The following is a 26009-nucleotide window of genomic DNA, read 5'->3' on the forward strand; positions in this document are numbered from 1 at the left end:
CGCCGAAGAATCGCTAAACTGCCAGCCATTGATCTTTTCTCACGAGGCTGTGCCCATGAAATTTCGTTTTCTGTTGTGGATGCTGGGGTTGTTGATGGGCAAGGCCAGCCGGACCAACCCGGCGTTCCAACAGCAGTTGGGCGACAAGGAGTTGGTGTTCCAGTTGCAAACCCTGGACGGCAAGGTCGCCCGGCATTTCACCGTGAAAAACCAGCGCATCACTAGCCAGTCCGGCACTTACTCGGAGCCTGCGTTCGCCATTGCCTTCAAGGACGCCGCCTATGGCTTCGCGACGATGCAGGCCAAGAACAAGCAGTTGGCATTCATGACGGGGATTCAGGACAAGTCGATCCAGATCAAGGGCAACCCGGCGCTGGTGATCTGGTTCCAGGGGCTGACCAAGTACCTGAAGCCGAGGAAACCTAAAGCCAAGTGACTCCCCTGTGGCGAGGGAGCTTGCTCCCGCTGGGCGGCGAAGCGGCCCCAAACGGATTGACACGGTCTTCCAGGCAGATCGCGTCGGCAGGTTTTGCGGCTGCTACGCAGCCGAGCGGGAGCAAGCTCCCTCGCCACAAAAGCTCTTCAGTCAGCAGCCAATGAGCTCATCAGGCAGTTAGCCATCAATGAGCTATGAATCAGCCGGGCATCAGTGGCCGAACTGCGAAGCCAGTTCCCGCAGCAGCACTTCGGCCTCAAGCACCTTGCTGACCACATCGTTGGCCTTTTCCCGGGTCAGGCCCACACGTTCGAGCAACGCATCCGGGATGTCTTCATCCGGGCCGGAGCCGATGCTGCGCGAGCGCAGCAAGCGCACGGCCAGGCATACCAGGTTCGGGTAGGCGGCGTATTCGCCGTCGTAGTGCGGGTCGTGCTGGAAGCGCAGGGCGGTGGCCAGTTCGTCGGGCATGTCCCAGTAGCGCATCAGCCAGGCGCCGATCTGCTCGCGGCTGATGCCCAGCAAGTGTTGCTCCACGTAGCTGTGGCACAGGTGCGGGTTGACCTCCAGGTGTCGGCAGATCAGCGAGAAGTGCGGCGGGAACACATGGGCCAGCAGTAGATAACCAAAGTTGTGCAGCAGGCCGGACAGGTAGGTCAGGCCGCCTTCGGGACGCTGGGCCCGCGGCATGGCGCGGGTCAGGCCTTCGATGACGGCGGCGGTGTAGATCGACTGGTGCCAGTACGGCGTGGTGTGTTGCGGGTGGTCCTTGGGCAGGCTCAGGGTTTTGCCCAGGGCCAGGCCCAGTGCCAGGTTGATCACCAGGTCGAAGCCCAGCACGCGGACGATGGCGTCTTCCACCGAGCGAATCTTGCCGGGCGAGGCGTAGTAGGGCGAGGCGGCCCAGCTCACCACTTGCGCGGCCAGGGCTGGATCGGTCTCTACCACACCGGTGATGTCATCGATGGTGGCGTCGGGGTCGACCCGCAGCTTGATAATTTTTTGCGCGGTTTCAGCCAGCGGCGGGATCTCGATGGTTTCTTCCAGCCGTTGCTGGATACGCCGGGCGGTAAACGCTTGCACAGCCTGGGTGATTTCCGCGCGGTCGTCGTGCGGGCGGTCCAGGTTGGGGGTGATGTTGCTCACGGCTTCGCCAAATGTCGCGGCGCTGGCCTTGGTGAGCATGGTCTTGAACGCTTCGCTGGTCACTTCCAGCAGCAGCCCCGGCTCGCCGGAGTTGATCAGCAATTTGGGTTCGCGCAGCAGGCTTTCTTCGTACAGGCACGGTGAGCTGGTCAGCGCCGGCAGGCCGGGCAGCAGGCTCAGGCTGTGTTTGCCGAGCATGCGCTCCAGGCGTTCGGTCGGCACCGCCGTGAGCTTGCGACCGGTGAGTTCGGCCAGGCGATTGAGGTCCAGCAGCTGGCTTTGTGGAAACAGCACCATGAGCGCGCCAACGGCATCGTGCAGCAACACCGCCTGCACCTTGCGGGCTGGGTTCAGGCCGGGTCGTTCGAGTACTTCGTCATAGCCGATGCCCAATTTCTCGAGCAACAGCCGAATAACAGACGGAGCGTGCGGGGCTTCGGGGACGAGGGCAGCTTCTGTCATGGTCTGTATCCGTTTTCCTACAAGTTGGTCAGTATAACCAGCTTGTCCGGCACGCGGGTCTTGAAAACTGAGCGCGTGCTCACACTTGGCCGTATTGCTGCCCATGACGCAGCCAGCGATCCAGCAGCGGGCTGACGTGGTCGGGCCAGCGTTCCAGCAGGGCCTGGGCGGCGTCGCGTACGGCGGGGAGCAGATCGGCGTCGCGCATCAGGTCGGCTACCTTGAATTGAAGCAGACCGGTCTGGCGCGTGCCGAGCATTTCACCGGGGCCGCGCAGTTCGAGGTCTTTTTCGGCGATGACGAAACCGTCGTTGGTTTCGCGCATGATCCCCAGCCGTTGGCGCCCGATCTGCGACAGTGGCGGGTGATAGAGCAAGACGCAATGGCTGGCGGCGCTGCCCCGGCCCACCCGGCCGCGCAGCTGGTGCAACTGCGCCAGGCCCAGGCGCTCGGGGTTTTCGATGATCATCAGGCTGGCGTTTGGCACGTCGACGCCGACCTCGATCACCGTGGTGGCGACCAGCAGTTGCAGGGCGCCGGCCTTGAATTCAGCCATGACCGCGGCTTTTTCGACGGGTTTCATGCGGCCGTGGATCAGCCCGACCTTCAACTCGCCGAGGGCGGCGGTGAGGTCCTCGAAGGTGGTTTCGGCCGCCTGGCAGGTCAGCTCTTCCGACTCTTCGATCAACGTACACACCCAATAGGCCTGCCGTCCTTCGGCGCAGGCGCTGCGCACGCGCTCGATCACTTCCACTCGTCGGGTATCGGTCACCAGCACGGTGTTGACCGGTGTACGGCCGGGGGGCAGTTCGTCGAGGATCGAGGTGTCGAGGTCGGCGTAGGCGCTCATCGCCAGGGTCCGTGGAATCGGCGTGGCGGTCATGATCAGTTGGTGAGGGCACATGCGCCCACCCACGCCTTTCTGCCGCAAAGCCAGGCGTTGTTGCACGCCGAAGCGGTGCTGTTCGTCGATGATCACCAAGGCCAGGTTCTTGAACTGCACTTCATCCTGGAACAGCGCATGGGTGCCGACCACCATCGGCGCGCCTTCGGCGATCTGCGCCAGGGCGGCGGCGCGGTTCTTGCCCTTGAGCTTGCCGGCCAGCCAGGCGACTTCAATGCCCAGTGGTTCGAGCCAGCGCTGGAAGGTGATGAAATGTTGCTCGGCGAGGATCTCGGTGGGCGCCATCAACGCCACTTGATAACCGGCTTCCAAGGCCTGCAGCGCGGCGAGGGCGGCAACCACGGTCTTGCCGGCGCCGACATCGCCCTGGATCAGCCGCAGCATCGGCTCGGGCTGGCTCAGGTCGTAGGCGATTTCGTTGCCCACGCGTTGCTGGGCGCCCGTTGGGGTGAAGCCGAGGTTGGCCAGGTAGCGGGCCGGCAGGTCCTTGGCCTTGGGCATGGCCGGGGCGCGCAGGGAACGCAGGCTTTCGCGCAGGCGTTGCTGGGACAGTTGATGGGTCAGCAGTTCTTCGAACGCGAGGCGATGCTGGGCCCAGTGATGGCCGAGGGCGAGTTCGTCGACGTCGGCATCGGCGGGCGGATGGTGCAGGTAGCGGATCGCATCGGCCAGCGGCGCCAACTGGTAATCCCGGGCCAGTTCCGTGGGCAGCCAGTCGGGCAGGCTGCTGGGGCCCAGTAGCGTCAGGGTTTGCTGGCAGAGCTGGCGCAAACGTTGTTGGGTCAGGCCTTCGGTGAGCGGATAGACCGGGGTCAGGGTTTCATCCACGGGCGGCGGCTCGTCACCGGTAATGCTGCGGTATTCCGGGTGATAGATCTCCAGCCCCGACGCCCCGGGCCGTGCTTCGCCGTAGCAACGCACGCGGGTGCCGCGCTTGAGACCTTCCTTTTGCGCATTGCTGAAGTGATAGAAACGCAGGCTGAGCCCACCGGTGCCATCCTGCAGGCGCACCACCAGGCTGCGACGACGGCCCATGACTACATCGGCGCCGCTGACGGTGCCTTCGATCACCGCGTCCTGCCCCGGGCGCAGATGGCCGATGGGCACCACGCGGGTGCGGTCCTGATAGCGCAACGGCAGGTGAAACAGCAGGTCCTGGAGGTTTTCCAGGCCGACCTTGGCCAGTTTCTCGGCCATGGCTTCACCGACACCCTTGAGTGTCGTAACCGGCACTTTCGACAGCTCAGTCATGGCAGCGGCTTACTTGGCAGCGGGCGGCTTGGCCACGGAGCACAGGCGGATCGAGTCGGCGAGGATTTCGATGGCCTTGGGCCGCGGGAAGCTGGCGCGCCAGGCGATGGCAACGGTGCGGAACGGCACGGGTGGCGTCAGCGGGCGGACTTCGATCACGCCAGGGGAGTAATGATGGCTGTCCACCGCCGACAGCGGCAGGATCGAAATACCCAGGCCGGAAGCGACCATGTGGCGAATGGTTTCCAGGGAGCTGGATTCCACCGTGGTGTGCTTGGCGCCTTCGCTGCCCTTGGTCAGGGTCGGGCAGGCTTCGAGCACCTGGTCGCGGAAGCAGTGGCCCTCGCCGAGCAGCAGCAGGCTCTTGTCGTTGAGCAGGGCGGCGTCGATGGTTTTTTTCTGGGTCCAGGGGTGCTCTGCCGGCATCAGGACGTAGAACGGTTCGTCATAGAGCGGCAGGGTCAGGACGTCGGCTTCGTTGAACGGCAGGGCGATGATGATCGCGTCCAGCTCGCCGTTGCGCAGCTTGTCGCGCAGCACGTGGGTGAAATTTTCTTCGATGTACAACGGCATCTGCGGGGCGACCCGGTGCAGTTGCGGAATCAGGTGCGGGAACAGGTACGGGCCGACGGTGTAGATCGCGCCGACTTTCAGCGGGGCGGTCAATTGGTTCTTGCCGGCCTGGGCCAGTTCGCGAATGCCTTGGGCCTGTTCAAGGACCTTCTGTGCCTGGGCGACGATGCCTTCGCCTACCGGGGTCAGGCGCACGGCGCTTTTGCTGCGCTCGAAAATCAGCACACCGAGTTCGTCTTCAAGTTTTTTCACACCCACCGACAGCGTCGGCTGGCTGACGTGGCAACGCTCGGCCGCATGGCCGAAATGCTGCTCTTGGGCGAGGGTCACGATGTAGCGTAATTCTGTGAGGGTCATGGCGAGCGTCCGTGAAGTTGCGAGCCAAGCATACCGGCTGCAATCGATAGACGCACGTTATCAGACTGGGGGTGCGGTGGGACACTGGCGAATGTCTGTGGGGCGTTGCTGGATATGAAAAAGGCATCTTTCGATGCCTTTATGTCGGTTGTGCTCATTGTGGCGAGGGAGCTTGCTCCCGCTGGCCTGCGCAGCAGGCCTCTGGTGCGGCGAACGCGGTCTGCCTGATGCAGCACATTCGCTGGTTTTGGGGCCGCTTCGCGGCCCAGCGGGAGCAAGCTCCCTCGCCACAGGATTCAACCTGCCATCGGGTTGCCAGATTGAGTCACCGCCGGCGCTTGTCGATGGAGTACACGAACGGTGCCGTCAGTTCGATGGTGCCGTTGGTCAGTAACTCCGCCGGTGGCTTGGGTAACGGCTGGGCGCGGCGGATCATCTCCAGGGTAGCCCGGTCCAGCAACTCCGTGCCGGAACTGCCCACCAATTCGAATGACAACACGTTGCCGTCGGCATCCACCACGAAACGCAGGCGGTTGGTGCCTTCCTTGTTCATCTGCTGGGCTCTGGGCGGGTACTTCTTGTACTTGCCCAGATGCGCCAGCAGTGTGCCCTGCCAATTGGCCTTGGCAGCCGATTGCGCGGGCGACGGGCCAGGCGCCGGTTGCGCGGACTTCTCGGCCACTGACTGGGTGGGCGGCGTGTCGCTGGGCTTCTGCTCCGACGGCTGTTCCTTCGGCGGCTCAGGTTTTTTCTCCACCGGTTTGGGCTTGGGCGGTTGAGGCTTGGGCTTGGGCTTGACCGGCTTGGGCACGGCGATTTCAGGCTTCGGTGCTTCGGCGAGTTTAGGCAGCGGCAGCTCTTCCACCGGCTCGGGCGGTTGCGGCGGTGTGACGACTTTTGGCGGTGCCGGTGGCGGCGGGGCTGGGACCGGCGCCAGCTCGACCATCATCGCCTGGGGCGGCAACTCGATGGGTGCTCGCGTGGTCCAGTTCAGCGCCAGGGCGATGGCGAGCGCATGCACGCCCAGCACCACTGCCAGGCTACCGCTGTAACGCGTCAGCTTTTGGCGCGTCGTGATCATTTTTTAGGCGCCGTCTCGAGTCCGACCAGGCCGACTTTCAGGTAGCCGGCGCTCCGCAGCGCGTCCATCACGCTCATCAGGTCGCCGTAGTCCACGCCTTTATCGGCCTGGAAGAAGATCGTCGTGTCCTTCTTGCCCTGGGTCTTGGCGTCGAGGGTCGCGCCGAGGGTGTCGGCCTTGACCTCTTCCTCACCGAGGAACAGGCGCTGATCGGCCTTGACGCTGAGGAACACTGGTTTCTCCGGCCGCGGCGAAGGCTTGGCCGTCGACGCCGGCAGGTCGACCTTGATGTCCACGGTGGCCAGCGGGGCGGCCACCATGAAGATGATCAACAGCACCAGCATCACGTCGATGAACGGCGTGACGTTGATTTCGTGGTTCTCGGCCAGATCGTCGTCTGCGCCTTCTTTCAAATGCAGGCCCATGGCCGATTACCCCACTTTCACCATGTGTGGTTGCGAGCCACGCTCGGGCGGCAAGTGGTCGAGGTCACGGCTGACCAGCAGCAGGACTTCAGCCGAAGCGTCGGAAACCTGGGCCTTGTAGCCGGCAATGGAGCGGGCGAAGACGTTGTAGATCACCACCGCCGGGATCGCCGCGACCAGGCCTAGTGCCGTTGCCAGCAGGGCTTCGGCAATACCCGGAGCGACGACGGCGAGGTTGGTGGTCTGGGTCTTGGCGATGCCGATGAAGCTGTTCATGATGCCCCACACGGTGCCGAACAGGCCGACGAACGGCGCGGTGGAACCAATGGTGGCGAGCACGCCGGTGCCGCTGCTCATGTTGCGACCGCAGGCGGCGACCAGGCGCTCGAGGCGGAAGCTCACGCGCTCCTTGATGCCTTCCTTCTCGCGGCTGTTGGCCGACAGGCGCATCTCTTCGAGGGCGTCATGCACCAGCAGGTTGGCGAGGGTGCCTTCCTTCGCGGCGGTGGCGCTGGCTTCCTTGAGGGTGGCTGCTTTTTTCAGGGCGGCGATTTCACCGCGCAAGCGACGCTTGGCACCCAGCAGCTCGAAGCCTTTGGCGATCCAGATGGTCCAGGTGATGATCGAGGCGATGGCCAGACCGATCATCACGATCTTCACGATGATGTCGGCGTTCTGGTACATGCCCCATGGCGACAGGTCGTGGGCCATGCCCAGGGTATTGTCGGCTTCGAGCACTTCAGGTGCATCGGCCTCGACGGCTTGGGCCGGGTCGGTGGCGGCCGGCGTCGCAACGGGAGCGGCTGGATCGGCAGGCGCCTGGGCAGCAGCAGGTGCGGCGGCCGGAGTCGTCGCTGGGGTCGTGGCGGGCGCCTGTGCATCGGCGAAGGCCACGGCAGGTGCCAGCAACAGGCTGAACAACAAGGCGGCTACCGTGCTCCAGGCACGAGGTCGATTGGTTGGCGAAGCGGGGGATAGAGAGCGTTTCATGCTGGCCGGACCTGAGAAAAAAGGAGGTTGATGTTCTTCCAGGCCTCGTGGGCCGAGAACAAAAGTGGCGAGCATTATTGCAAGTAATTCTTGTTAACAAAAGTAATACAGTTACTTTTTTTGTCGCATGGCTAGCCGCTCATCCCCCACGGAGGCTAGTCTGCGGCTTTGCCAGAGGAGTTCTTGATGTCCGCGCCTTCTGTTTTGATCGCCGGCTGCGGTGATATCGGCGGCCGCCTGGCCAGCCAGTTAGTGGCCGAACATTGGCAAGTCCATGGCCTGCGGCGCACGGTTTCGAACTTGCCGGCGGGTGTCATCGGGGTGGCAGGGGATTTGTTCAGCGAGCAATGCCCCGCCGACTGGCCCACCGGGTCCCTGGATTACCTGGTGTACAGCGCGGCGGCCACCGACCATGACGAGGCGGGCTATCGCAGCGCTTACGTCGAAGGGTTGCAGCATGTGCTGGGCTGGCTGAAGCAGCATGGCCAACGGCCCAAGCGCCTGTTGTTTGTGTCCAGCAGCAGTGTGTATGGGCAGCAGCAGGGCGAATGGGTGGATGAAACGTCGCCCACCGTGGCCGGCGGATATTCCGGTCGATTGATGCTCGAAGCCGAGCAAGTCGCCCTGGACAGCGGCATTCCGGCCAGTCGCGTGCGCCTGACCGGCATTTATGGTCCAGGTCGGGAGTGGTTGCTGAGCCAGGTGCGCCAGGGTTATCGCGTGGTGATCGACCCGCCGCTGTACGCCAATCGTATCCACGCTGACGACGCGGCCGGCTTGCTGGCGTTTCTGCTGGAGGCTGATCGCCAAGGCAAGGTGCTGGACGACTGCTACATCGGCGTCGACAATGCCCCTGCGCCGTTGGCCGAAGTCGTGGGCTGGCTGCGGGAATTCATGGGTGTTACCGAGTGGGCCGAAGATGCCAGCGTGCGGCGCGCCGGCAGCAAGCGCTGCAGCAATGCCCGGGCGAAGGCCTTGGGCTGGACGCCGCGTTATCCGAGTTTTCGCGAGGGGTATGCGGCGATTCTGGAAGGGCGCTGCTGATTCGCCTGACACCCCAAAGCACCTGTGGGAGCGGGCTTGCTCGCGAAGGGGCCCTGACATTCAACATCTTCGTTGACTGTCATGCCGTCTTCGCGAGCAAGCCCGCTCCCACATGAGAGTTGCGTCGTGGCTCCTACTGCTTTTCAAGCACCCACTGCCGGTTGCCCGGCGTGAACGACGGCATTTCATCCGCCAATGCCGCATTCACGGTCTGGAAAATTTCCAGCTTCTTGCCGTCGCGGGCAAAGATCCATGTATTGCCCTGGCCGTTTTGTTGCAGCCAGATGTTGTCGTTGCCGCCGCTCATGGAGGCGCAATCGCCGGCCAGGCACAAGGCGTAGCGATCGGCACCCGGCAGGCCGCTGACCTGGCCGTCGGGCTGGAATTGCACGGTGGCGCCCTGGCCGGGGCCGCTGGCGATGTTCCAGGTGCCACCCAGGTAGGCGGCATACAGCGCGCGCTCGAAACTGGCACCGATGGGTGCGCCTTCCGGTACCTGCACTTGCGCGCGGTCGAACACCTGTTGCGGTTCGTTCTCGGTGGCGGCCTGGCTCAACTGGTCGCCGTCGCGCTTGAGTTCGCTGGCGGAGCTGCCGTAGAAGTCGACTTTCCAGGCGCCGTCTTCTTCGCCCAGCAACTTGCCTTCGACGTTTTCAAAACCGTTGGTATAGCGCGCCTGGCCGGCCCGGGTGTTGACGTCCCATTCCAGGTTCGGGCCATAGCCTTGCAGCGCTTCGCGCAGCGGGCCGCCCTTGGCGGCAGCGTCGATGGCCGCCTGGTTGATCCAGGTGCCGCTGATGTCACGGTCGGCAGGGTCGCTGGCGCAGCCGCCCAGAAGCAGGGCTGCCAGCGAGAGAGCAAGCGCTTTGCGCATGGTGGAATCCTTTCAAGACGAAAACGGCGCAGCGGGGGAAGCTGCGCCGACCTTATTACTCGAGGACCAGGATGGCATCCATCTCGACCTGCGAGCCCTTCGGCAGGGCCGCTACGCCGATGGCGGCGCGGGCAGGGTAGGGCTGGTCGAAGTATTTGCCCATGATCTCGTTGACCTTGGCAAAGTGGCTCAGGTCGGTGAGGAAGATATTCAGCTTGACGATGTCCTTGAACGAACCACCGGCAGCCTCGGCTACGGCCTTGAGGTTTTCGAACACCTGCACGGTCTGGGCTTCGAAGCCTTCCACCAGTTCCATGGTTTTCGGGTCCAGTGGGATCTGGCCCGACATGTACACCGTGTTGCCGGCCTTGATCGCCTGGGAATAGGTGCCGATGGCGGCTGGGGCCTTGTCGCTGGTGATTACGGTCTTGGTCATCGATGACTCCTTGTAAGGAATAGGCTATTGAGGCGTTATGCGCGCATCCGGGTGATGCGGATAACGCCGGTCAGGGCGCGCAGCTTCTTGATTACGCGGGCCAGGTGCACACGGTCGTGCACGCTGACCACCAATTGGACGACGCTGATGCGACCATCGCGCTCGTCCATGCTGATTTTTTCGATATTGCCGTCGGCGGCGTTGACGCTGCTGGCCAGCAGGGCGATCAGGCCGCGCTGGTGTTCCAGCTCGACTCGCAGCTCGACATTGAACTCGCCAGTGACATCCTTGGCCCACGAAAGCTGGATGCATTTTTCCGGGTTGTGGCGGATTTCGCTGATGTTGCGGCAGTTGTCCAGGTGCACCACCATTCCCTTGCCGGCGGACAGGTGGCCGACAATCGGATCGCCCGGGATCGGCGTGCAACACTTGGCATAGCTGAGCACCAGGCCCTCGGTGCCGCGAATCGCCAGCGGGCCTTCGGGGCTTGGCAGCTGTTCGCCTTCGCCGAGCAGGCGACGGGCGACGACATAGGCCATGCGATTGCCCAGGCCGATGTCTTCGAGCAGGTCTTCGATCAATTCGAGACGGTATTCGTGGAGCATCACCTGCACCCGCTCACCCGGAATCTTGTCCAGGGAGCTGTCGAAGCCGTTCAGGACCTTGTTCAGCAGGCGTTCGCCGAGGCTGATGGATTCGGAGCGACGTTGCAGCTTCAGCGCGTGACGGATGTGCGTGCGGGCCTTGCCGGTGACCACGAAATTGAGCCACGCCGGGTTGGGGCGCGCGCCGGGGGCGCTGACGATCTCCACCGTGGAGCCACTTTGCAGCGGTTCGGACAACGGTGCCAGGCGGCGGTTGATGCGACAGGCAATGCAGCTGTTGCCGACGTCGGTGTGCACCGCATAGGCAAAGTCCACGGCCGTGGAGCCCTTGGGCAGCTCCATGATTCGGCCCTTGGGCGTGAAGACGTAGACCTCGTCCGGGAACAGGTCGATCTTCACGCTCTCGATGAATTCCAGGGAGTTGCCGGCGCGCTGCTGCATTTCCAGCACGCCCTTGACCCACTGCCGGGCGCGGGCGTGGGTGCTCTTGGGCTGTTCGTCACCGCTGGATTTGTAGAGCCAGTGGGCGGCGATGCCGTTGTTGGCCATCTCTTCCATTTCACGGGTGCGGATCTGGATTTCGATCGGCACGCCGTGCATGCCGAAGAGCGTGGTGTGCAGCGACTGGTAGCCGTTGGCCTTGGGGATCGCGATGTAGTCCTTGAAACGCCCCGGCAACGGTTTGTACAAATTATGCACAGCACCCAGCACGCGGTAGCAGGTGTCGACCTTGTCGACGATGATCCGGAACGCGTAGACGTCCATGATCTCGTTGAAGGCCCGGCGCTTGCCGCGCATTTTCTTGTAGATGCCGTAGAGATGTTTCTGGCGCCCGCTGACTTCGCCTTCGATGCCGTCGATGGCCAGGCAGTGGCTCAGGGACTCTTCGATCTTGTTGACGATTTCCTTGCGGTTGCCCCGGGCGCGCTTGACGGCCTGGTTGATCCGCGCAGAACGCATCGGGTGCATGGCCTTGAAGCCCAGGTCTTCGAACTCGATGCGGATGGCATGCATGCCCAGGCGATTGGCGATGGGGGCGTAGATTTCCAGGGTTTCCTTGGCGATGCGCCGGCGTTTTTCGCCGGACAGCACTTCCAGGGTGCGCATGTTGTGCAGGCGGTCGGCGAGCTTGACCAGGATCACGCGGATGTCGCGTGCCATGGCCATGGCCATTTTCTGGAAGTTTTCGGCCTGGGCCTCAGCCTTGGTCTCGAAGTTCATCTGGGTCAGCTTGCTGACCCCGTCGACCAGTTCGGCCACGGTTTCGCCGAACTGCGCTTGCAGCGCTTCCTTGGCAATGCCGGTGTCTTCGATCACGTCATGCAGCATCGCCGCCATCAGGCTCTGATGGTCCATGTGCATGTCGGCAAGAATGTTCGCCACCGCAAGCGGGTGCGTGACGTACGCCTCGCCGCTGCGTCGGCGTTGGCCGTCGTGGGCTTGTTCGGCGTAGAAATAGGCTCGGCGGACCAGGTTGACCTGGTCCGTGCCGAGGTAGGCCGATAAGCGATCGGCGAGGGCGTCTATGCTCGGCATGATGGTGACTCCTGCCGTTTGCTGTGACCCCGCGCCGTGCTACGTCGACCAGGCATAGGCTTAGACCGCCTCGTTGGACTCGTCCTCGAACGCTGCGAACAGCGGTTCGTCTTCGACGATCTCAGCGTTGGCGATGAACTCGTAGCTCATCAGGCCTTCGGCGATTTCACGCAGCGCTACCACGGTAGGCTTGTCGTTTTCCCACTGGACCAATGGCTCTTTGCCGCCGGTGGCCAGTTGACGGGCACGCTTGGTAGAGAGCATGACCAGCTCAAAGCGGTTTTCCACGTGTTCTAGGCAGTCTTCAACGGTTACGCGGGCCATGGTATTCCTCGGAGCGAATGCAATATGCGCGCTGCCCGGTTGGGCGAGCGGACTCGGCAGTTTAAAAAAACACCAGCGTTTAGGGAAGCGCTGATTTTTTAACCAAACCCCTCGGCGCGCTGCGAGTACCAATGTAAAGCCGTCGCAGCGGTTTTGGGAAGGGCTGTTCAGCCCAGTAGTTCGGCCAATAATTTACCGAAACGTTGCTGCTGGCGTTTCTGTTGCAGCTGGCTGGCGCGGAAAATCGCCTTCAGGTCGTCCAGCGCGTGGGCGAAATCGTCGTTGATGATCAGATAATCGTAGTCGACGTAGTGGCTCATTTCGCTGACCGCTTCACGCATCCGGCCTTCGATGATCTCGTCGCTGTCCTGGCCGCGGTTGGTCAGGCGCTGGCGCAAGGCCTGTTGGCTCGGGGGAAGGATGAAGATCGAGCGGGCCTGGGGCATCAGCTTGCGCACCTGCTCGGCGCCTTGCCAGTCGATTTCCAGGATCAGGTCATGGCCTTCGTCGAGGGTCTGCTGCAGATAGCTTTGCGACGTGCCGTAGAGGTTGCCGAAGACTTCGGCGCGCTCCAGGAAGTCGCCGTGCTCGGCCATTTTCACGAACTCTTCGCGGTCGACGAAGTGATAGTTCACGCCGTTGACTTCGCCTGGGCGCATGGCACGGGTGGTGTGCGAGACCGAGACGCGGATCTGCGGCTCGGCGTCGATCAGCGCCTTGACCAGGCTGGTCTTGCCGGCGCCCGAGGGCGCGGAAATGATGTAGAGAGTGCCGGTGCTGTGGGTCATGTCGGGTTAGCCTTACTCAATGTTCTGCACTTGTTCGCGCATTTGCTCGATCAACACTTTGAGGTTGACCGCTGCCTGGGTGCTGCGCGGGTCGAAGGCTTTGGAGCCCAGTGTATTGGCTTCGCGGTTGAGCTCTTGCATCAGGAAGTCGAGGCGGCGACCGGCCGCGCCGCCGGACTTGAGCACCCGGCGGACTTCGATGATGTGGGTGCTCAGGCGATCCAGTTCTTCGGCCACGTCGCTCTTTTGCGCGAGCATGACCATTTCCTGTTCCAGGCGTTGCGGGTCCAGCTCGGCCTTCATGTCGGCGAAACGATCGAGGACCTTCTGGCGCTGGGTGGCGAGCATCTGCGGGACCAGCTCGCGCAGGGTGCCGACGTCTTCTTCGATGGAGGTCAGGCGCTCGTTGATCAGCCGGGCCAGCTCCGCGCCTTCACGCTCGCGACCGGCCTTGAGCTCTTTCAGGCCTTGGTTGAACAATGCCAGCGCTTCCGCGTTCAGCGCCTGGGGGTCGCTCGCGTCACCCACCAGCACGCCGGGCCAGGCCAGGACTTCCAGCGGATTCAGGGCCGCGGGGTTTTTGATCAGGCTGGCGACGGTTTCGGCGGCAGCGACCAACTGCGCGGCGCGCTCGCGGTCCACTTGCAGGGGTTTGCCAGTGCTTTCTTCGGTGAAACGCAGGGTGCATTCCAGCTTGCCTCGGGACAGGCCCTGGCGCAGCGCTTCGCGTACGTTGCCTTCCAGGTCGCGGAAGGACTCGGGCAGGCGCAGGTGCGGCTCCAGGTAACGGCTGTTGACCGAGCGCAGCTCCCAGCTCAGCGTGCCTTGGGCCCCGGCTTTCTCGACGCGGGCGAAGGCGGTCATGCTGTGCACCATGGGGGTTCCTCGCAATGCAGGCCGGCCACAACCAATGGGTGCGGGGCCTGGGATCTGTGGATAAATGCTGAAGGACAGCAAAGGCGCGGGATTGTAGCGCAGTGGGACCCAAGCGCCCAAACAGCTCCGGCAACAAACCGCTGCAGCCCGTCGGCCGGGGCTTCGGGCGCGTTCACCGGTCGCGTCAGCTTTTTTAAACTGCCCTCTGGCGGCCCACGGCTCTATAATGTCCGGCAGTTTTCCGTCCTCTGTACAGGTGTTCCCTATGAAACGTCCAAGTGGTCGCGCTGCCGATCAGCTTCGCTCGATCCGCATTACCCGCAACTACACCAAACACGCCGAGGGATCTGTACTGGTCGAATTCGGTGATACCAAGGTCATCTGCACCGTCAGCGTCGAAAACGGCGTACCACGGTTTCTCAAGGGTCAAGGCCAGGGCTGGTTGACCGCCGAATACGGCATGCTGCCGCGCGCCACCGGCGAGCGGAACCAGCGTGAGGCCAGCCGTGGCAAGCAGGGCGGCCGCACCCTGGAAATCCAGCGTCTGATCGGTCGTTCGCTGCGCGCTGCGCTGGACATGTCCAAGCTGGGCGACGTGACGCTGTATGTCGATTGCGATGTGATCCAGGCCGACGGCGGCACGCGTACGGCTTCCATTACCGGGGCCATGGTTGCGCTGGTCGATGCCTTGAAAGTGATCAAGAAGCGCGGCGGCCTCAAGGGCGGTGACCCGCTCAAGCAAATGATCGCCGCCGTGTCCGTGGGCATGTACCAGGGCGAGCCGGTGCTGGACCTGGATTACCTGGAAGATTCCGCCGCCGAGACCGACCTGAACGTGGTCATGACCAGCGCCGGTGGTTTCATCGAAGTCCAGGGCACCGCCGAGGGCGCGCCGTTCCAGCCGGAAGAATTGAACGCTATGCTGGAATTGGCGAAGAAAGGCATGAACGAGATCTTCGAACTGCAAAAGGCCGCCTTGGCCGACTGATCGTTGTGCGCTTCAGACAAGGAGAATGTCATGAGTGATGAGCAAGTCCTGTTGCCCCAGCCGAGCAAAGAAGTGCGGCAATGGGCGATGTTTTGTCACCTGTCTGCACTAGTGGGAATTTTCATTCCGTTCGGTTCGCTGATCGGGCCGCTGGTCATCTGGCAGATCAAGCGTGAATCCGACCCGTTCATCGATGCCCAGGGCAAGGAGGCGCTGAACTTCCAGATCACCGTGGCGATCGCCGCGGCGATCAGCCTGCTGCTGATGATCGTGGTGATCGGCTTCTTCCTGTTCGGCCTGGTGGCCATCGGTGCGCTGGTGCTGACGATCATTGGCGGCGTGAAGGCCAATGAAGGGCAGCCGTATCGGTATCCGTTTACCTGGCGGTTGGTTAAATAATCTTCCACGCTGCTCAGAAAATGCCCCGTCTTATCGGGGCATTTTTTTTGACGTCTTAATTGTTTCTCTTTATGTACGATGCCCTTTGCGCACAAAGTTGTTGTGCTTGTATATTGGCCTTACATTTTTAGTCACAACTGCACAGTTTCAGGGCGGTCTCTGTGCTTGGCAATAAGACTCTACGATTGATAGAGTTGGCCCAAGTTATATTCCTTCAGAAATATTTCGATATATTCAGACCATTGAAGGTCATTGAATTTAAAGACAATTAGTGTTGAGGAATCAACCTGTTCAAGAGGCGTGTCCAGGTAAAAAATTCGTCCTTGAAAAGATATGAAAAAAGATTAAGTAATTATGTTTCAGCTCGATTTCTATGGAACCCTTGTCGCCGCCTCGTTAGTGCTTCTGTTGGGGCGCGGCCTTGTTACACGTGTTGGTTTTCTGCGTGCCTACAATATCCCTGAACCTGTAGCGGGTGGGCTGGTAGTTGCCCTGGCGCTCTTGGCTTTGCGGGGACTTGAAGTTGAAGTTCGGTTTGATACTTCTCTGCAAACACCGTTGATGCTGGCGTTTTTTGCCACGATCGGCCTCAGTGCAGATTTGGCCAGCCTGAAGAAAGGCGGGCGCGTCGTGGGGGTTTTCCTGCTCGCGGTGGTTGGTCTGCTGGTGGTTCAGAATGCCATGGGTATCGGGCTCGCAAAAGCGCTGGGGCTCGATCCGTTGATGGGGTTGCTGACAGGCTCGGTCACCTTGGCGGGCGGTCACGGTACAGGCGCGGCGTGGGGGTCGGTGTTCAGTGAGAAATACGGTCTGGCTTCCGCCTCCGAACTTGCGATGGCTTCCGCGACGTTTGGCTTGGTGTTGGGTGGCTTGATCGGTGGGCCGGTTGCGCGGTTGCTCATCAAGCGTGTCCAATCACCCGGCGGCCTTGAGCCAGAAAAAACCCGGATGCCCAAGGGCTTCGAGCAGCCAAACAAAGAGCGCTCGATAACGGCGTTTTCGTTTATCGAGACACTTGCTTTGATCGCGGTCAGCCTGTTGGCCGGCACGCTCTTGAATGGGCAGCTCCACGGTACTGCATTCGAATTGCCGACGTTCGTTTGCGTCTTGTTCGTAGGAGTGGTCTTGCGCAACGGGCTTTCGGCACTTGGCTTGTATCAAGTATTCGAACGAGAAGTATCCGTGCTTGGCAACGTCAGCTTGTCGTTGTTCCTGGCGATTGCCTTGATGTCACTCAAATTATGGGACCTGGCCTCATTGGCCTTGCCGATCTTCATCATCCTGGCGGCGCAGACATTGGTTATGGCACTGTTTGCGATTTTCGTGACGTTCAGGATCATGGGCAGTCACTACGATGCCGCGGTATTGGCGGCGGGACATTGCGGTTTTGGGCTGGGCGCCACGCCGACGGCCATCGCCAACATGCAAGCTGTGACGCAGCGCTACGGACCTTCGCAAATAGCGTTTCTGGTGGTGCCGATGGTGGGAGCGTTCTTCATCGATATCATTAACGTCATCGTCATCAAGTTGTACCTGGCCCTGCCGTTTTTCGCCGTGACTTGATGTTCTGGGCGGTAGCGTGCTCCATGAAAAATGCCCGTATCTTGCGATACGGGCATTTTTTGTCCGGTCTACCGGAGGCTATCGCCGATACGCTTAGATGGTCAGCGTCCAATCGTAATCCACGATCAGCGGCGCATGCTGCGAGAACCGTGGCTGGCGCGGCAGGCGGGCGCTGCGTACGAAGCGGCGCAACCCGGGCGTCAGCAGCTGGTAGTCGAAACGCCAGCCGAGGTTGAGCATCTCGGCCTGCTCGTTGTCTGGCCACCAGCTGTACTGGTCGCCTTCACGGCTGACTTCACGCAGGGCGTCGACATAACCCATGTTGCCAATGATCTCGTCCATCCAGGCCCGTTCCGGCGCCAGGAAACCAGGAGATTGCTGGCTGTCGCGCCAGTTCTTGATATCCAGCTTCTGTTGCGCCACGTACAGCGAGCCACAATAAATGTACTCGCGACGTTTGCGCCGCTGTTTATCAAGGTAACGGGCGAAGTCGTCCATCAACTTGAATTTCTGATTCAAATCTTCATCGCCGTTCTGCCCCGAAGGGAGCAGCAAGGTCGCGATGCTGACCTTGTCGAAATCGGCTTGCAGGTAGCGCCCGTAGCGGTCCGCCGTCTCGAAACCGAGACCGTTGATGACAGCCTTCGGTTGCAGCCGCGAGTACAAAGCCACGCCACCCTGGGCGGGGACTTCGGCATCGCAGGCATAAAGGAAGTAACCATCCAGTTGGAAGGCTGCATCGTCCAGTTCAAAGGCGGAGGCGCGGGTGTCCTGCAGGCAGATGACGTCGGCATTCTGTGCTTGCAGCCAACTGAGCAAACCACGCTCGACTGCAGCCTGAATACCATTGACGTTCACACTGATGATCCGCATAAATGGCCCCAAAAATCACGTGCGTGTATGATACACGCCGTGTACCTATTTAGCTAAATCCGCGGTATTTGAGGCTTTTTTCATGCAGGCGTATCAGCGCGATTTCATTCGCTTTGCCATCGATCGCGGCGTTTTGCGCTTCGGTGAATTCACCCTCAAGTCCGGGCGCACCAGCCCGTACTTCTTCAATGCGGGCCTGTTCAACAGCGGAACCGCCCTGGCACAGTTGGGCCGGTTCTATGCCGCAGCCATCGTCGAGAGCGGCATCCCGTTCGACGTATTGTTTGGCCCGGCCTACAAAGGCATCCCGCTGGCTGCCACCACCGCTGTGGCCTTGGCCGAACACCACGGCCGCGACCTGCCCTGGTGCTTCAACCGCAAGGAAGCCAAGGCCCACGGCGAAGGCGGCAGCCTGGTCGGCGCGCCGCTGACCGGCGAAGTATTGATCATCGACGACGTGATCACCGCGGGCACCGCCATTCGCGAAGTGATGCAGATCATCGGTTCCCAGGAAGGCGCCAAGGCCGCTGGTGTGCTGATCGCCCTGAACCGCCAGGAGCGCGGCAACGGCGAGCTGTCGGCGATCCAGGAAGTGGAGCGCGATTTCGGCATTCCAGTGGTCAGCATTGTGTCGCTGAACCAAGTGCTGGAATTTTTGGCCGATGATCCGCAGCTCAAGCAGCATTTGCCGGCAGTGGAAGCCTACCGCGCCCAGTTCGGCGTCTAAAAACCAAGGCCCCGGAAACAGGGCCTTGTTTTTTTCAGTGAATGTTCACTCCCGTAAATGAAGGGCGCGAAGTAAGGCATCCACTTGCCCGAAAGCATCCTGCTGCCACTGATCTGGCGTCCGATCCTCAAGGATCTGGCTGTCTTCGACGAAACGCCTTACGGACGTCGGGCCATAACCGTCGGCAATATCAAATTTCTGGCAGATGTACAGAAAGCCTTGCTCGCCACTTCCGGTTTCAAGTACGGGGCGGCATTCCTGCGCGAGCGCTGCTATGCCGCCCGGAAAATTGCGAACGCAATAGTAAATGTCGTAGGCGTCTTTCTGCTTGTGTCGTCCATTAAGGGCATAGCCTTTCATTGCGAGCAGTGCCGGGATAGAGCACACGGCAACCTCGACTCGATTTGTACCGCCGGTAGGCATAGGTCCTTCAATTGCGACCATCTGATAAAACCGCATTGCCAGGTCGGCACCGTCGGCACGTTGAACTGCAAAGTCGCTCAGAATGGGCGGTTTGTTTTGAATGATCGCAGCATCGCGTGGCATCAAGAAATCCACGATCACATCTATCGGGGCTCCCCCGTCATCCACGGGAACCTGGCGAACGAGTTGAAAGCGTCGTAACTCTCCTCTCTGCTCGTACCCATTGCCCATCAAGGCTTCGACCAGAGTCGCGTACTCGCCATCACCCAGTGCTTCTGCATCAAGGCTCAAGTCGACATCGAGTGTACCGACATGCTGCATATCGTCATTTGCAAGGAGCAGCCATGGCACTGCACCGCCAATCACTGCGAACTTTCCTTTGAAGCTACCCAGGATCTGACCCATTTCGACGAGTACTGCTTTAACTGCCACCGTCGTCCTGTCTTCATAATCCGAGGCCGATTGAGGTTCCTGCGGTACTACCGGGGCCATGTCAGTTTTTCCTGGCGTAGATATTCGGCCGCTTCCTTTGCGCGCTCGCCAGCAATGGATAGGTCCAAATAGGTTTGAACGGGGCTGGTGCATATCGCATCGGGCGCCGCTTCGACGACGTCCAAAAGGAGCCCTTCGTCCTTAGGGAGGGTAATCACCACATTTTCACCCTTGGTGACGGGGACCAGTTGCAAAGCTGTGATTAATTTTTCCAGGCCTTCACTGTCGGCGTAAAAATAATTCGTGCTGACTCGGGCGTAGGGGGCGAGCCATTGTGCGGCGGAAAACGAGGAAAATACCGTGCGTCCATTGCCTTTTTCGCCGATTACGCTGCGTGCCGCATTCTCCAGGGAGCTGCCGTGTAAGGCGGTATAGAATTTTTTACGCTCCCCGGATGGAGCCTCATAGGCTTGGACCCATGCATCCAGAAGCGATTGAGGATCGCACAGGAAAAATCCATCGCGTGTTGCTTGTCCCCATTCGCGATCAAGTAGGGCCGTGCGCACATTGCTGACTTGGCCCAAGCTCACATTGGCTGCCTCGGAGAGTTCTATCACACGCCATGCATGATCGGGCTCGCGCAACATCGTACGAAGGATCTGTGCTGACTTCGGCTTGAAGAGAGATTTCAGCCCTCTGTTTTCCGAGGGCGGCTTTTCTGCGACTTGGTGGTCGATGAATACACCATCGAACGACAGCCAGGCATTGCCCTCCAGATCCAGATAACCCACGCCTTTTTCCCGGCATGCCTGTCTCGCAGCAAGCGAAAGGTAGGGGGCTATCACGATAGGCGTGATCTCTGTACTCCTTTCACTGACGTAGTCGCGAAGTTGGAGTATGGCTGCGGTAACAAATCGGGGCTGTCCGTTGGCTTTGATGTCGCAGGCCAGGAAATGCGATTTTCCCGAAGCGTCTATTTCAACGATGAGATCAGGGGCCCAGGTTTTGGCTGGCAGCGAGATCTTCACGCTTTTTATCTCGATGACCGGTACTTTGCCTAGGAGGTCTTGAAGCGCCTCTTTCGCGTTTATTGTGAGTATTTTCATTGACAGAGACCTTTTCAACGAATGCTGAAACTACCAATTTCAGTGAAAGTAGTCCACGTATTTCAGCAAAATGGGTGGTTTCAGCGTTTGTTGAAATGGCACCATCGCTGAAAATCAAGACAGGGTAAGCTTGATGTCTTCTTGCTCGCGAAAAAAAACGCGAGCCCTGCCAGTGCAAAATGGACTTCATGTTTTGAATCCACTTTGAAAACTGCCAAGGATCGCGATTTTGGTGTGTCAGCTATCAGGGACGCTTGCGATTGCTGATCAACGTACCCACGCCGGTATCGGTGAAGATCTCCAGCAGGATCGCATTGGGCACCCGGCCGTCGATGATCAGCGAGCTGCCGACGCCGCCCTGTACCGCTTCCAGCGCGCAACGAATCTTCGGCAGCATGCCGCCGTAGATGGTGCCGTCGGCGATGAGGTCATCGACCTGCTGGGTCGACAGTCCGGTCAGGACCTTGCCCGACTTGTCCATCAGGCCGGCGATGTTGGTCAGCAGCATCAGCTTTTCAGCTTTCAGTGCCTCGGCAACCTTGCCTGCCACCAAATCGGCGTTGATGTTGTACGACTCACCGTTGGCGCCCACGCCGATGGGCGCGATGACCGGGATGAAGTCGCCCTTGACCAGCAGGTTCAGCAGGTCGGTGTTGATGCCGACTACTTCGCCCACATGACCGATGTCGATGATTTCCGGCTGGGTCATCTCCGGGGTCTGGCGGGTGACGGTGAGTTTCTTCGCCCGGATCAGCTCGGCGTCCTTGCCCGTCAGACCGATGGCGCTGCCGCCATGGCGGTTGATCAAGTTGACGATGTCCTTGTTGACCTGGCCGCCCAGGACCATCTCCACCACATCCATGGTCTGTGCATCGGTCACGCGCATGCCGTCGATGAAGTGACTCTCGATCGACAGGCGCTTGAGCAGGTCGCCGATCTGCGGGCCACCACCGTGTACGACCACCGGGTTGATGCCCACGGCCTTCATCAGCACGATGTCGCGGGCGAAGCCGGTCTTGAGCTCCTCGCTTTCCATCGCGTTGCCGCCGTATTTGATCACCAGGGTCTTGCCGACGTAGCGTCGGATATAAGGCAACGCTTCGGACAGGACCTTGGCGGTGTTGGCGGCGGCTTCGCGTTCGAGGGTCATTCAGGGCTCCGGTAGTGCTTCAAAAAATCAAAACGGTAGTTGGAGATCAGGTGCAACACGTTTGAGTTGGGCGTGGAATACGTCCTTGATGCGCTGCAGTTCCGCCTCGTTGTCGGCTTCGAAACGCAGCACCAGCACCGGTGTGGTGTTGGAGGCGCGGACCAGGCCCCAGCCTTGTGGGTAGTCGACCCGCACACCGTCGATGGTGGTCAGTTCGGCGCCTTCGCCCCACTGGGCGTCGTGCAGAGCATCAATGATGCTGAATTTGCTCTCTTCGGTCACATGGATATTGATTTCTGGCGTAGAAATATCGTTCGGGAAGGTCGCGAACAGTTCTTCGGCCGTGGATTTTTCCTTGCTGAGGATCTCCAGCAGGCGCGCGGCGCTGTAGATGCCATCATCAAAACCGAACCAGCGTTCCTTGAAAAAGATGTGGCCGCTCATTTCGCCGGCCAGCAGGGCGCCGCTCTGTTTCATTTTCTTCTTGATCAACGAGTGACCGGTTTTCCACATGAGCGGGCGACCGCCATATTCCTTGATCAGCGGCACCAGGCGACGGGTGCATTTCACGTCGAAAATGATCTCGGCATCGGGGTTGCGCGCCACCACGTCCTTGGCAAACAGCATCAGCAGGCGGTCCGGGAACACCACGCTGCCGGTATTGGTCACCACGCCCACGCGGTCGCCGTCGCCGTCGAAGGCCAGGCCCAGGTCGGCGTCGGTTTCCTTGACCTTGGCGATCAGGTCTTGCAGGTTTTCCAACTTGCCCGGGTCCGGATGGTGATTAGGGAAGTTGCCGTCGACTTCGCAGAACAACGGGATAACTTCGCAGTTCAGGGCTTCGATCAGTTGCGGGGCGATCACGCCGGCCGCGCCGTTGCCGCAATCGACCACCACTTTCAGGCGGCGGGAGAGCTTCACGTCCTTGACGATCTCGTCGTTGTAGCGAGGGAGAATGTCGACCTTGGTCACGCTGCCCTGGCCGCTGCTCAGGTCGTTGGTCTTGAGGCGGGTGTGCAGGGCCTGGATCTGCTCGTTGGCGAGGGTGTCGCCGGCGATGACGATCTTGAAGCCGTTGTAGTTCGACGGGTTGTGGCTACCGGTGAGCATCACTCCGGATTTACCGGCCAGCACGTTGGCGGCGTAATACAGCGCGGGCGTCGGCACCAGGCCCACGTCGCTGACGTGGCAGCCGCTGTCGGCAACGCCTTTGATCAATTGTTCGACCAGCTCGGGGCCCGACAAGCGGCCGTCACGGCCGACGCACACGTTCGGTTCGCCCTGGGCCAGGCTCTGGGAGCCAATGGCGCGGCCGATCCAGTAGGCGGTTTCGGCGGTGAGGGTTTCCGGTACCACGCCACGGATGTCGTAGGCGCGGAAAATGCTTTCAGGGAAGATCGGGGCGATTGCGGCTGGGGTGTTCATGGGCGGGGCGCTCTATCAGGAAAGTGACTGGACAGGCCGACACTGGGTGTCGGCAGGCTCAAGCTGAAGGGTATGACGGCGTTTTTGACAGAGAGTTCGTGGTGGGAAAGTGCCATGAGACAGCGGTACCCCGGCCTCGCTCGCCTAATACATTGATTCCGGATGGGAAACCTAGCAGAAAGCCATTGCGCATTTTTTGTCCTGAAACAGAAGCTTCATGAGCGGGCCGGGCAGGACGCCGGGCCCGCAATCGAGCGGTCAATGGCTGCCGGAATGTCCAAAACCACCGGCGCCGCGCTGGCTCTCGTCGAATTCGTCGACCAGTTCGAAGTGGGCCTGGACCACCGGCACCAGTACCAACTGCGCGATGCGCTCGCCCACGGCAATATTGAAGGCCGTTTGGCCGCGGTTCCAGCACGACACCATCAGTTCGCCCTGGTAGTCGGAATCGATCAGGCCCACCAGGTTGCCCAGCACGATGCCGTGTTTGTGGCCCAGGCCCGAGCGCGGCAGGATCAGCGCGGCCAGGCCCGGGTCGCCGATGTACACCGACAGGCCGGTAGGAATCAGTAGGGTCTGGCCTGGCTCCAGGATCGTGTCCTGCTTGAGCATCGCCCGCAGGTCGAGGCCGGCGGAGCCTGGTGTGGCGTATTGCGGCAGCGGGAATTCGCTGCCGATGCGTGGGTCGAGGATCTTGGCTTGTAGAGCGTGCATGACATTAAACCTGGTTCAGACGTTCGGCGATGAAAGTGATCAGCTGGCGGGCAATCTTGCTCTTGCTGGTCTGGGCGAAAAGTGTGGCGTGCAACTGGCGGTCGATCACGCTGCAGGCGTTTTCTTCGCTGTTGAAGCCGATGCTCGGGTTGGCCACATCGTTGGCGACGATCAAGTCGAGGTTCTTGTCCTTGAGCTTGCGGGCGGCGTAATCGAGCAGGTGTTCGGTCTCGGCGGCGAAGCCGACACTGAACGGTCGGTCGGGGCGGGTGGCGATGCTGGCCAGGATGTCCGGGTTGCGCACCATTTGCAGGAGCAGGCCGTCGCCGCTTGTAGGGTCTTTCTTCAATTTTTGCGGGGCAACGACTTCGGGGCGGTAGTCCGCTACCGCAGCCGAGGCGATGAACAGGTCGCAGGGGATGGCCGCTTCGCAGGCCGCGAGCATGTCCCGGGCGCTGACCACGTCGATGCGCGTGACTCGGTCCGGGGTCGGCAGGTGCACCGGACCTGTGATCAGCGTCACCCGGGCGCCGGCTTCGACGGCGGCTTCGGCCAGGGCGAAGCCCATTTTTCCGGAGCTGTGGTTGGTGATGTAGCGCACCGGGTCGATGTTTTCCTGGGTCGGCCCGGCAGTGATCAGCACATGCTTGCCGGTCAGGGCCTGGCGCTGGAAGCAATCGGCGGCGCACTGGGCCAGGTCGGTAGCCTCAAGCATGCGCCCCATGCCGACGTCGCCGCAGGCCTGGCTGCCGGAGGCTGGGCCGAAGACTTTCAGGGCGCGGCTTTCCAGCAATTGCAGGTTGGCCTGGGTGGCCGGATCGCGCCACATGGCCTGGTTCATGGCGGGGGCGACGGCGACCACGGCGTCGGTGGCAAGCACCAGGGTGGTCAGCAGGTCGTCGGCGATGCCTTGGGCCAAACGGGCGATCAGGTCGGCCGTGGCCGGGGCGATCAGCACCAGGTCGGCCCACTTGGCCAGTTCGATATGGCCCATGGCGGCTTCGGCCGCCGGGTCGAGCAAATCCAGGTGGACCGGGTGGCCGGACAGGGCTTGCATGGTCAGCGGGGTGATGAACTCGCTGCCGCCACGGGTCATGACGACCCGTACTTCCGCGCCCTGGTCGATGAGTCGGCGAACCAGCTCGGCGCTCTTGTAGGCGGCAATGCCGCCGCCGACGCCCAGAACGATGCGTTTCCGATACAGCCGCTGCATAGGCCTGCCTTTCGATTTCAGTGGTCAGTGCAAGGCGAACCCCTTGGCAGCAGCCTGCCAGGGTGCAAATCGCCTGCAAAAAAGATGGGCTACGATATCACAGCGACCGCTACGGAACAGCGGCGCCCACAATCAGGGAGATGCCATGAGTATTCGTGACTGGCCCGCGGCCGAGCGACCGCGGGAGAGGTTATTGGCGCTGGGGGCGGGGAGTCTTTCGGACGCCGAGCTGCTGGCGATTTTTTTACGCACCGGGGTGTCAGGCAAAAGCGCGGTGGATCTGGCGCGACAACTGTTGATTCAATTTGGCAGCCTGCGCGCGCTGCTTGAAGCCGATCAGATTACATTCAGCAATCATATGGGGCTCGGGCCGGCGAAGTTTGCCCAGTTGCAGGCGGCTCAGGAAATGAGTCGGCGGCACTTGGCTGAGCGGGCACGGGAAAAGACATCACTGGAAAGCCCATTCGCGGTGCGTGAATACCTCAAATCCATGCTGCGCCACGAACCCCACGAGGTGTTCGGTTGCCTGTTTCTCAATTCCAAGCACCAGGTGCTGACCTTCGAGGCGCTGTTTCGCGGTTCTATCGACAGCGCCAGTGTCCATCCCCGGCAGGTGGTCAAGCGCGCCCTGGCCCATAACGCCGCTGCGTTGATCCTGTGCCACAACCACCCCTCCGGCAACGCCGAGCCCAGCCAGGCCGACCGTGTGCTCACTGAGCGGCTCCAGGAGGCCCTGGAGTTGATCGATGTGCGGGTGCTCGACCATTTCATCGTTGGCGATGGGGAACCGTTGTCGATGGCGGAGCGGGGGTGGATGTAGGCCGGGTCTGACGAAGCGAGGCCCTTTGTGGGAGCGAGCTCGCTCCCACAGGGACCATTGCAACTTCA

At 61.2% G+C, this 26009-nt stretch carries 25 protein-coding genes and 1 pseudogene; 7 read left to right on the forward strand and 19 right to left on the reverse strand.

Annotated elements, in window-relative coordinates; translation table 11 throughout:
* Window positions 1-55 precede the first annotated feature (55 nt).
* Window positions 56-436: a helicase gene (locus M1D99_RS01160; RefSeq protein ID WP_458131301.1), complete on the forward strand. Its 381-nt coding sequence runs from the start codon at window positions 56-58 to the stop codon at window positions 434-436.
* A gap of 210 nt (window positions 437-646) precedes the next feature.
* Here the strand turns inward: M1D99_RS01160 and M1D99_RS01165 are convergent, their stop codons facing one another.
* The 6 genes from M1D99_RS01165 to exbB form a co-directional block, all read right to left on the reverse strand.
* Window positions 647-2044 (reverse strand): aminoacyl-tRNA deacylase and HDOD domain-containing protein, encoded by a 1398-nt coding sequence (locus M1D99_RS01165; RefSeq protein WP_186706905.1) that lies wholly within the window; start codon window positions 2042-2044, stop codon window positions 647-649.
* A 79-nt stretch (window positions 2045-2123) separates the two neighbouring features.
* Window positions 2124-4199, reverse strand: coding sequence for an ATP-dependent DNA helicase RecG (gene recG / locus M1D99_RS01170; RefSeq protein ID WP_411385958.1), 2076 nt, complete (start codon window positions 4197-4199; stop codon window positions 2124-2126).
* A gap of 9 nt (window positions 4200-4208) precedes the next feature.
* Window positions 4209-5129: a hydrogen peroxide-inducible genes activator gene (locus M1D99_RS01175; protein WP_186706903.1), complete on the reverse strand. Its 921-nt coding sequence runs from the start codon at window positions 5127-5129 to the stop codon at window positions 4209-4211.
* A gap of 325 nt (window positions 5130-5454) precedes the next feature.
* Entirely contained in the window at window positions 5455-6210 is a 756-nt protein-coding gene (locus M1D99_RS01180; protein ID WP_186730335.1) for an energy transducer TonB, read from the reverse strand.
* Window positions 6207-6635, reverse strand: coding sequence for a TonB system transport protein ExbD (exbD, locus tag M1D99_RS01185; protein ID WP_053126573.1), 429 nt, complete (start codon window positions 6633-6635; stop codon window positions 6207-6209). The genes M1D99_RS01180 and exbD overlap by 4 nt, the downstream gene beginning before the upstream one ends.
* 6 nt (window positions 6636-6641) lie before the next feature.
* Complete coding sequence (gene exbB / locus M1D99_RS01190) at window positions 6642-7625, reverse strand: tonB-system energizer ExbB (RefSeq protein WP_434573579.1); 984 nt, start codon at window positions 7623-7625, stop codon at window positions 6642-6644.
* 186 nt (window positions 7626-7811) lie between these two features.
* Between exbB and M1D99_RS01195 the strand changes: the two genes are divergently transcribed.
* Window positions 7812-8669: an SDR family oxidoreductase gene (locus tag M1D99_RS01195; RefSeq protein ID WP_186706900.1), complete on the forward strand. Its 858-nt coding sequence runs from the start codon at window positions 7812-7814 to the stop codon at window positions 8667-8669.
* 133 nt (window positions 8670-8802) lie between these two features.
* On the opposite strand, the gene M1D99_RS01200 is transcribed toward M1D99_RS01195, so the two are convergent.
* The 6 genes from M1D99_RS01200 to M1D99_RS01225 all read right to left on the reverse strand — a co-directional run bounded on the left by M1D99_RS01200 (window position 8803) and on the right by M1D99_RS01225 (window position 14108).
* Entirely contained in the window at window positions 8803-9543 is a 741-nt protein-coding gene (locus tag M1D99_RS01200) for a hypothetical protein (RefSeq protein WP_458131302.1), read from the reverse strand.
* A 55-nt stretch (window positions 9544-9598) separates the two neighbouring features.
* A complete protein-coding gene (locus M1D99_RS01205; RefSeq protein WP_186706898.1) occupies window positions 9599-9979 on the reverse strand; it encodes a RidA family protein in 381 nt (126 codons plus the stop codon).
* Between the two features lie 35 nt (window positions 9980-10014).
* Window positions 10015-12120 carry a bifunctional GTP diphosphokinase/guanosine-3',5'-bis pyrophosphate 3'-pyrophosphohydrolase gene (gene spoT / locus M1D99_RS01210; RefSeq protein ID WP_053126562.1) on the reverse strand — a complete coding sequence of 702 codons (2106 nt, stop codon included), beginning with the start codon at window positions 12118-12120 and terminating at the stop codon, window positions 10015-10017.
* A 60-nt stretch (window positions 12121-12180) separates the two neighbouring features.
* The gene (rpoZ, locus tag M1D99_RS01215; protein ID WP_003177259.1) at window positions 12181-12444 is read right to left on the reverse strand and encodes a DNA-directed RNA polymerase subunit omega; all 264 of its coding nucleotides are present in this window, start codon (window positions 12442-12444) and stop codon (window positions 12181-12183) included.
* 167 nt (window positions 12445-12611) lie between these two features.
* Window positions 12612-13232 (reverse strand): guanylate kinase, encoded by a 621-nt coding sequence (gmk, locus tag M1D99_RS01220; RefSeq protein WP_053126561.1) that lies wholly within the window; start codon window positions 13230-13232, stop codon window positions 12612-12614.
* Between the two features lie 12 nt (window positions 13233-13244).
* Entirely contained in the window at window positions 13245-14108 is an 864-nt protein-coding gene (locus tag M1D99_RS01225) for a YicC/YloC family endoribonuclease (protein WP_434573584.1), read from the reverse strand.
* 265 nt (window positions 14109-14373) lie between these two features.
* Here M1D99_RS01225 and rph point away from each other — a divergent pair, with 265 nt between their 5' ends.
* The 3 genes from rph to gltS all read left to right on the forward strand — a co-directional run bounded on the left by rph (window position 14374) and on the right by gltS (window position 17058).
* Window positions 14374-15096, forward strand: coding sequence for a ribonuclease PH (gene rph, locus M1D99_RS01230; protein ID WP_003177262.1), 723 nt, complete (start codon window positions 14374-14376; stop codon window positions 15094-15096).
* 30 nt (window positions 15097-15126) lie between these two features.
* The gene (locus M1D99_RS01235; RefSeq protein ID WP_186706896.1) at window positions 15127-15495 is read left to right on the forward strand and encodes a DUF4870 domain-containing protein; all 369 of its coding nucleotides are present in this window, start codon (window positions 15127-15129) and stop codon (window positions 15493-15495) included.
* Between the two features lie 354 nt (window positions 15496-15849).
* Window positions 15850-17058 carry a sodium/glutamate symporter gene (gltS, locus tag M1D99_RS01240; protein WP_458131303.1) on the forward strand — a complete coding sequence of 403 codons (1209 nt, stop codon included), beginning with the start codon at window positions 15850-15852 and terminating at the stop codon, window positions 17056-17058.
* 93 nt (window positions 17059-17151) lie between these two features.
* On the opposite strand, the gene M1D99_RS01245 is transcribed toward gltS, so the two are convergent.
* On the reverse strand, window positions 17152-17931 hold the full coding sequence (locus M1D99_RS01245) for an exodeoxyribonuclease III (RefSeq protein WP_013694557.1): 780 nt from the start codon (window positions 17929-17931) through the stop codon (window positions 17152-17154).
* An 82-nt stretch (window positions 17932-18013) separates the two neighbouring features.
* On the opposite strand from M1D99_RS01245, the gene pyrE reads away from it, so the two are divergent.
* Window positions 18014-18658: an orotate phosphoribosyltransferase gene (gene pyrE, locus M1D99_RS01250; RefSeq protein ID WP_186706893.1), complete on the forward strand. Its 645-nt coding sequence runs from the start codon at window positions 18014-18016 to the stop codon at window positions 18656-18658.
* 45 nt (window positions 18659-18703) lie between these two features.
* Here pyrE and M1D99_RS01255 read toward each other — a convergent pair whose 3' ends face one another.
* The 6 genes and pseudogenes from M1D99_RS01255 to coaBC all read right to left on the reverse strand — a co-directional run bounded on the left by M1D99_RS01255 (window position 18704) and on the right by coaBC (window position 25121).
* Complete coding sequence (locus tag M1D99_RS01255) at window positions 18704-19573, reverse strand: hypothetical protein (protein WP_186706892.1); 870 nt, start codon at window positions 19571-19573, stop codon at window positions 18704-18706.
* A complete protein-coding gene (locus tag M1D99_RS01260) occupies window positions 19561-20619 on the reverse strand; it encodes a type IV toxin-antitoxin system AbiEi family antitoxin (protein ID WP_458131304.1) in 1059 nt (352 codons plus the stop codon). Before M1D99_RS01260 ends, M1D99_RS01255 begins: the two co-directional genes overlap by 13 nt.
* A gap of 244 nt (window positions 20620-20863) precedes the next feature.
* A complete protein-coding gene (gene argB / locus M1D99_RS01265) occupies window positions 20864-21769 on the reverse strand; it encodes an acetylglutamate kinase (protein ID WP_003206871.1) in 906 nt (301 codons plus the stop codon).
* Window positions 21770-21796: 27 nt separating this feature from the next.
* Window positions 21797-23200, reverse strand: a pseudogene (locus M1D99_RS01270) (phosphomannomutase/phosphoglucomutase); the annotation flags it as partial.
* A gap of 252 nt (window positions 23201-23452) precedes the next feature.
* Window positions 23453-23908, reverse strand: coding sequence for a dUTP diphosphatase (gene dut / locus M1D99_RS01275; RefSeq protein WP_186706889.1), 456 nt, complete (start codon window positions 23906-23908; stop codon window positions 23453-23455).
* Window positions 23909-23912: 4 nt separating this feature from the next.
* A complete protein-coding gene (gene coaBC, locus M1D99_RS01280) occupies window positions 23913-25121 on the reverse strand; it encodes a bifunctional phosphopantothenoylcysteine decarboxylase/phosphopantothenate--cysteine ligase CoaBC (RefSeq protein WP_003206865.1) in 1209 nt (402 codons plus the stop codon).
* A gap of 145 nt (window positions 25122-25266) precedes the next feature.
* Between coaBC and radC the strand changes: the two genes are divergently transcribed.
* Window positions 25267-25941, forward strand: a complete 675-nt coding sequence (radC, locus tag M1D99_RS01285) for a RadC family protein (RefSeq protein WP_186706888.1) — start codon at window positions 25267-25269, stop codon at window positions 25939-25941.
* Window positions 25942-26009: the final 68 nt, after the last annotated feature.

This window comes from Pseudomonas sp. R3-41 (genome assembly GCF_054161485.1).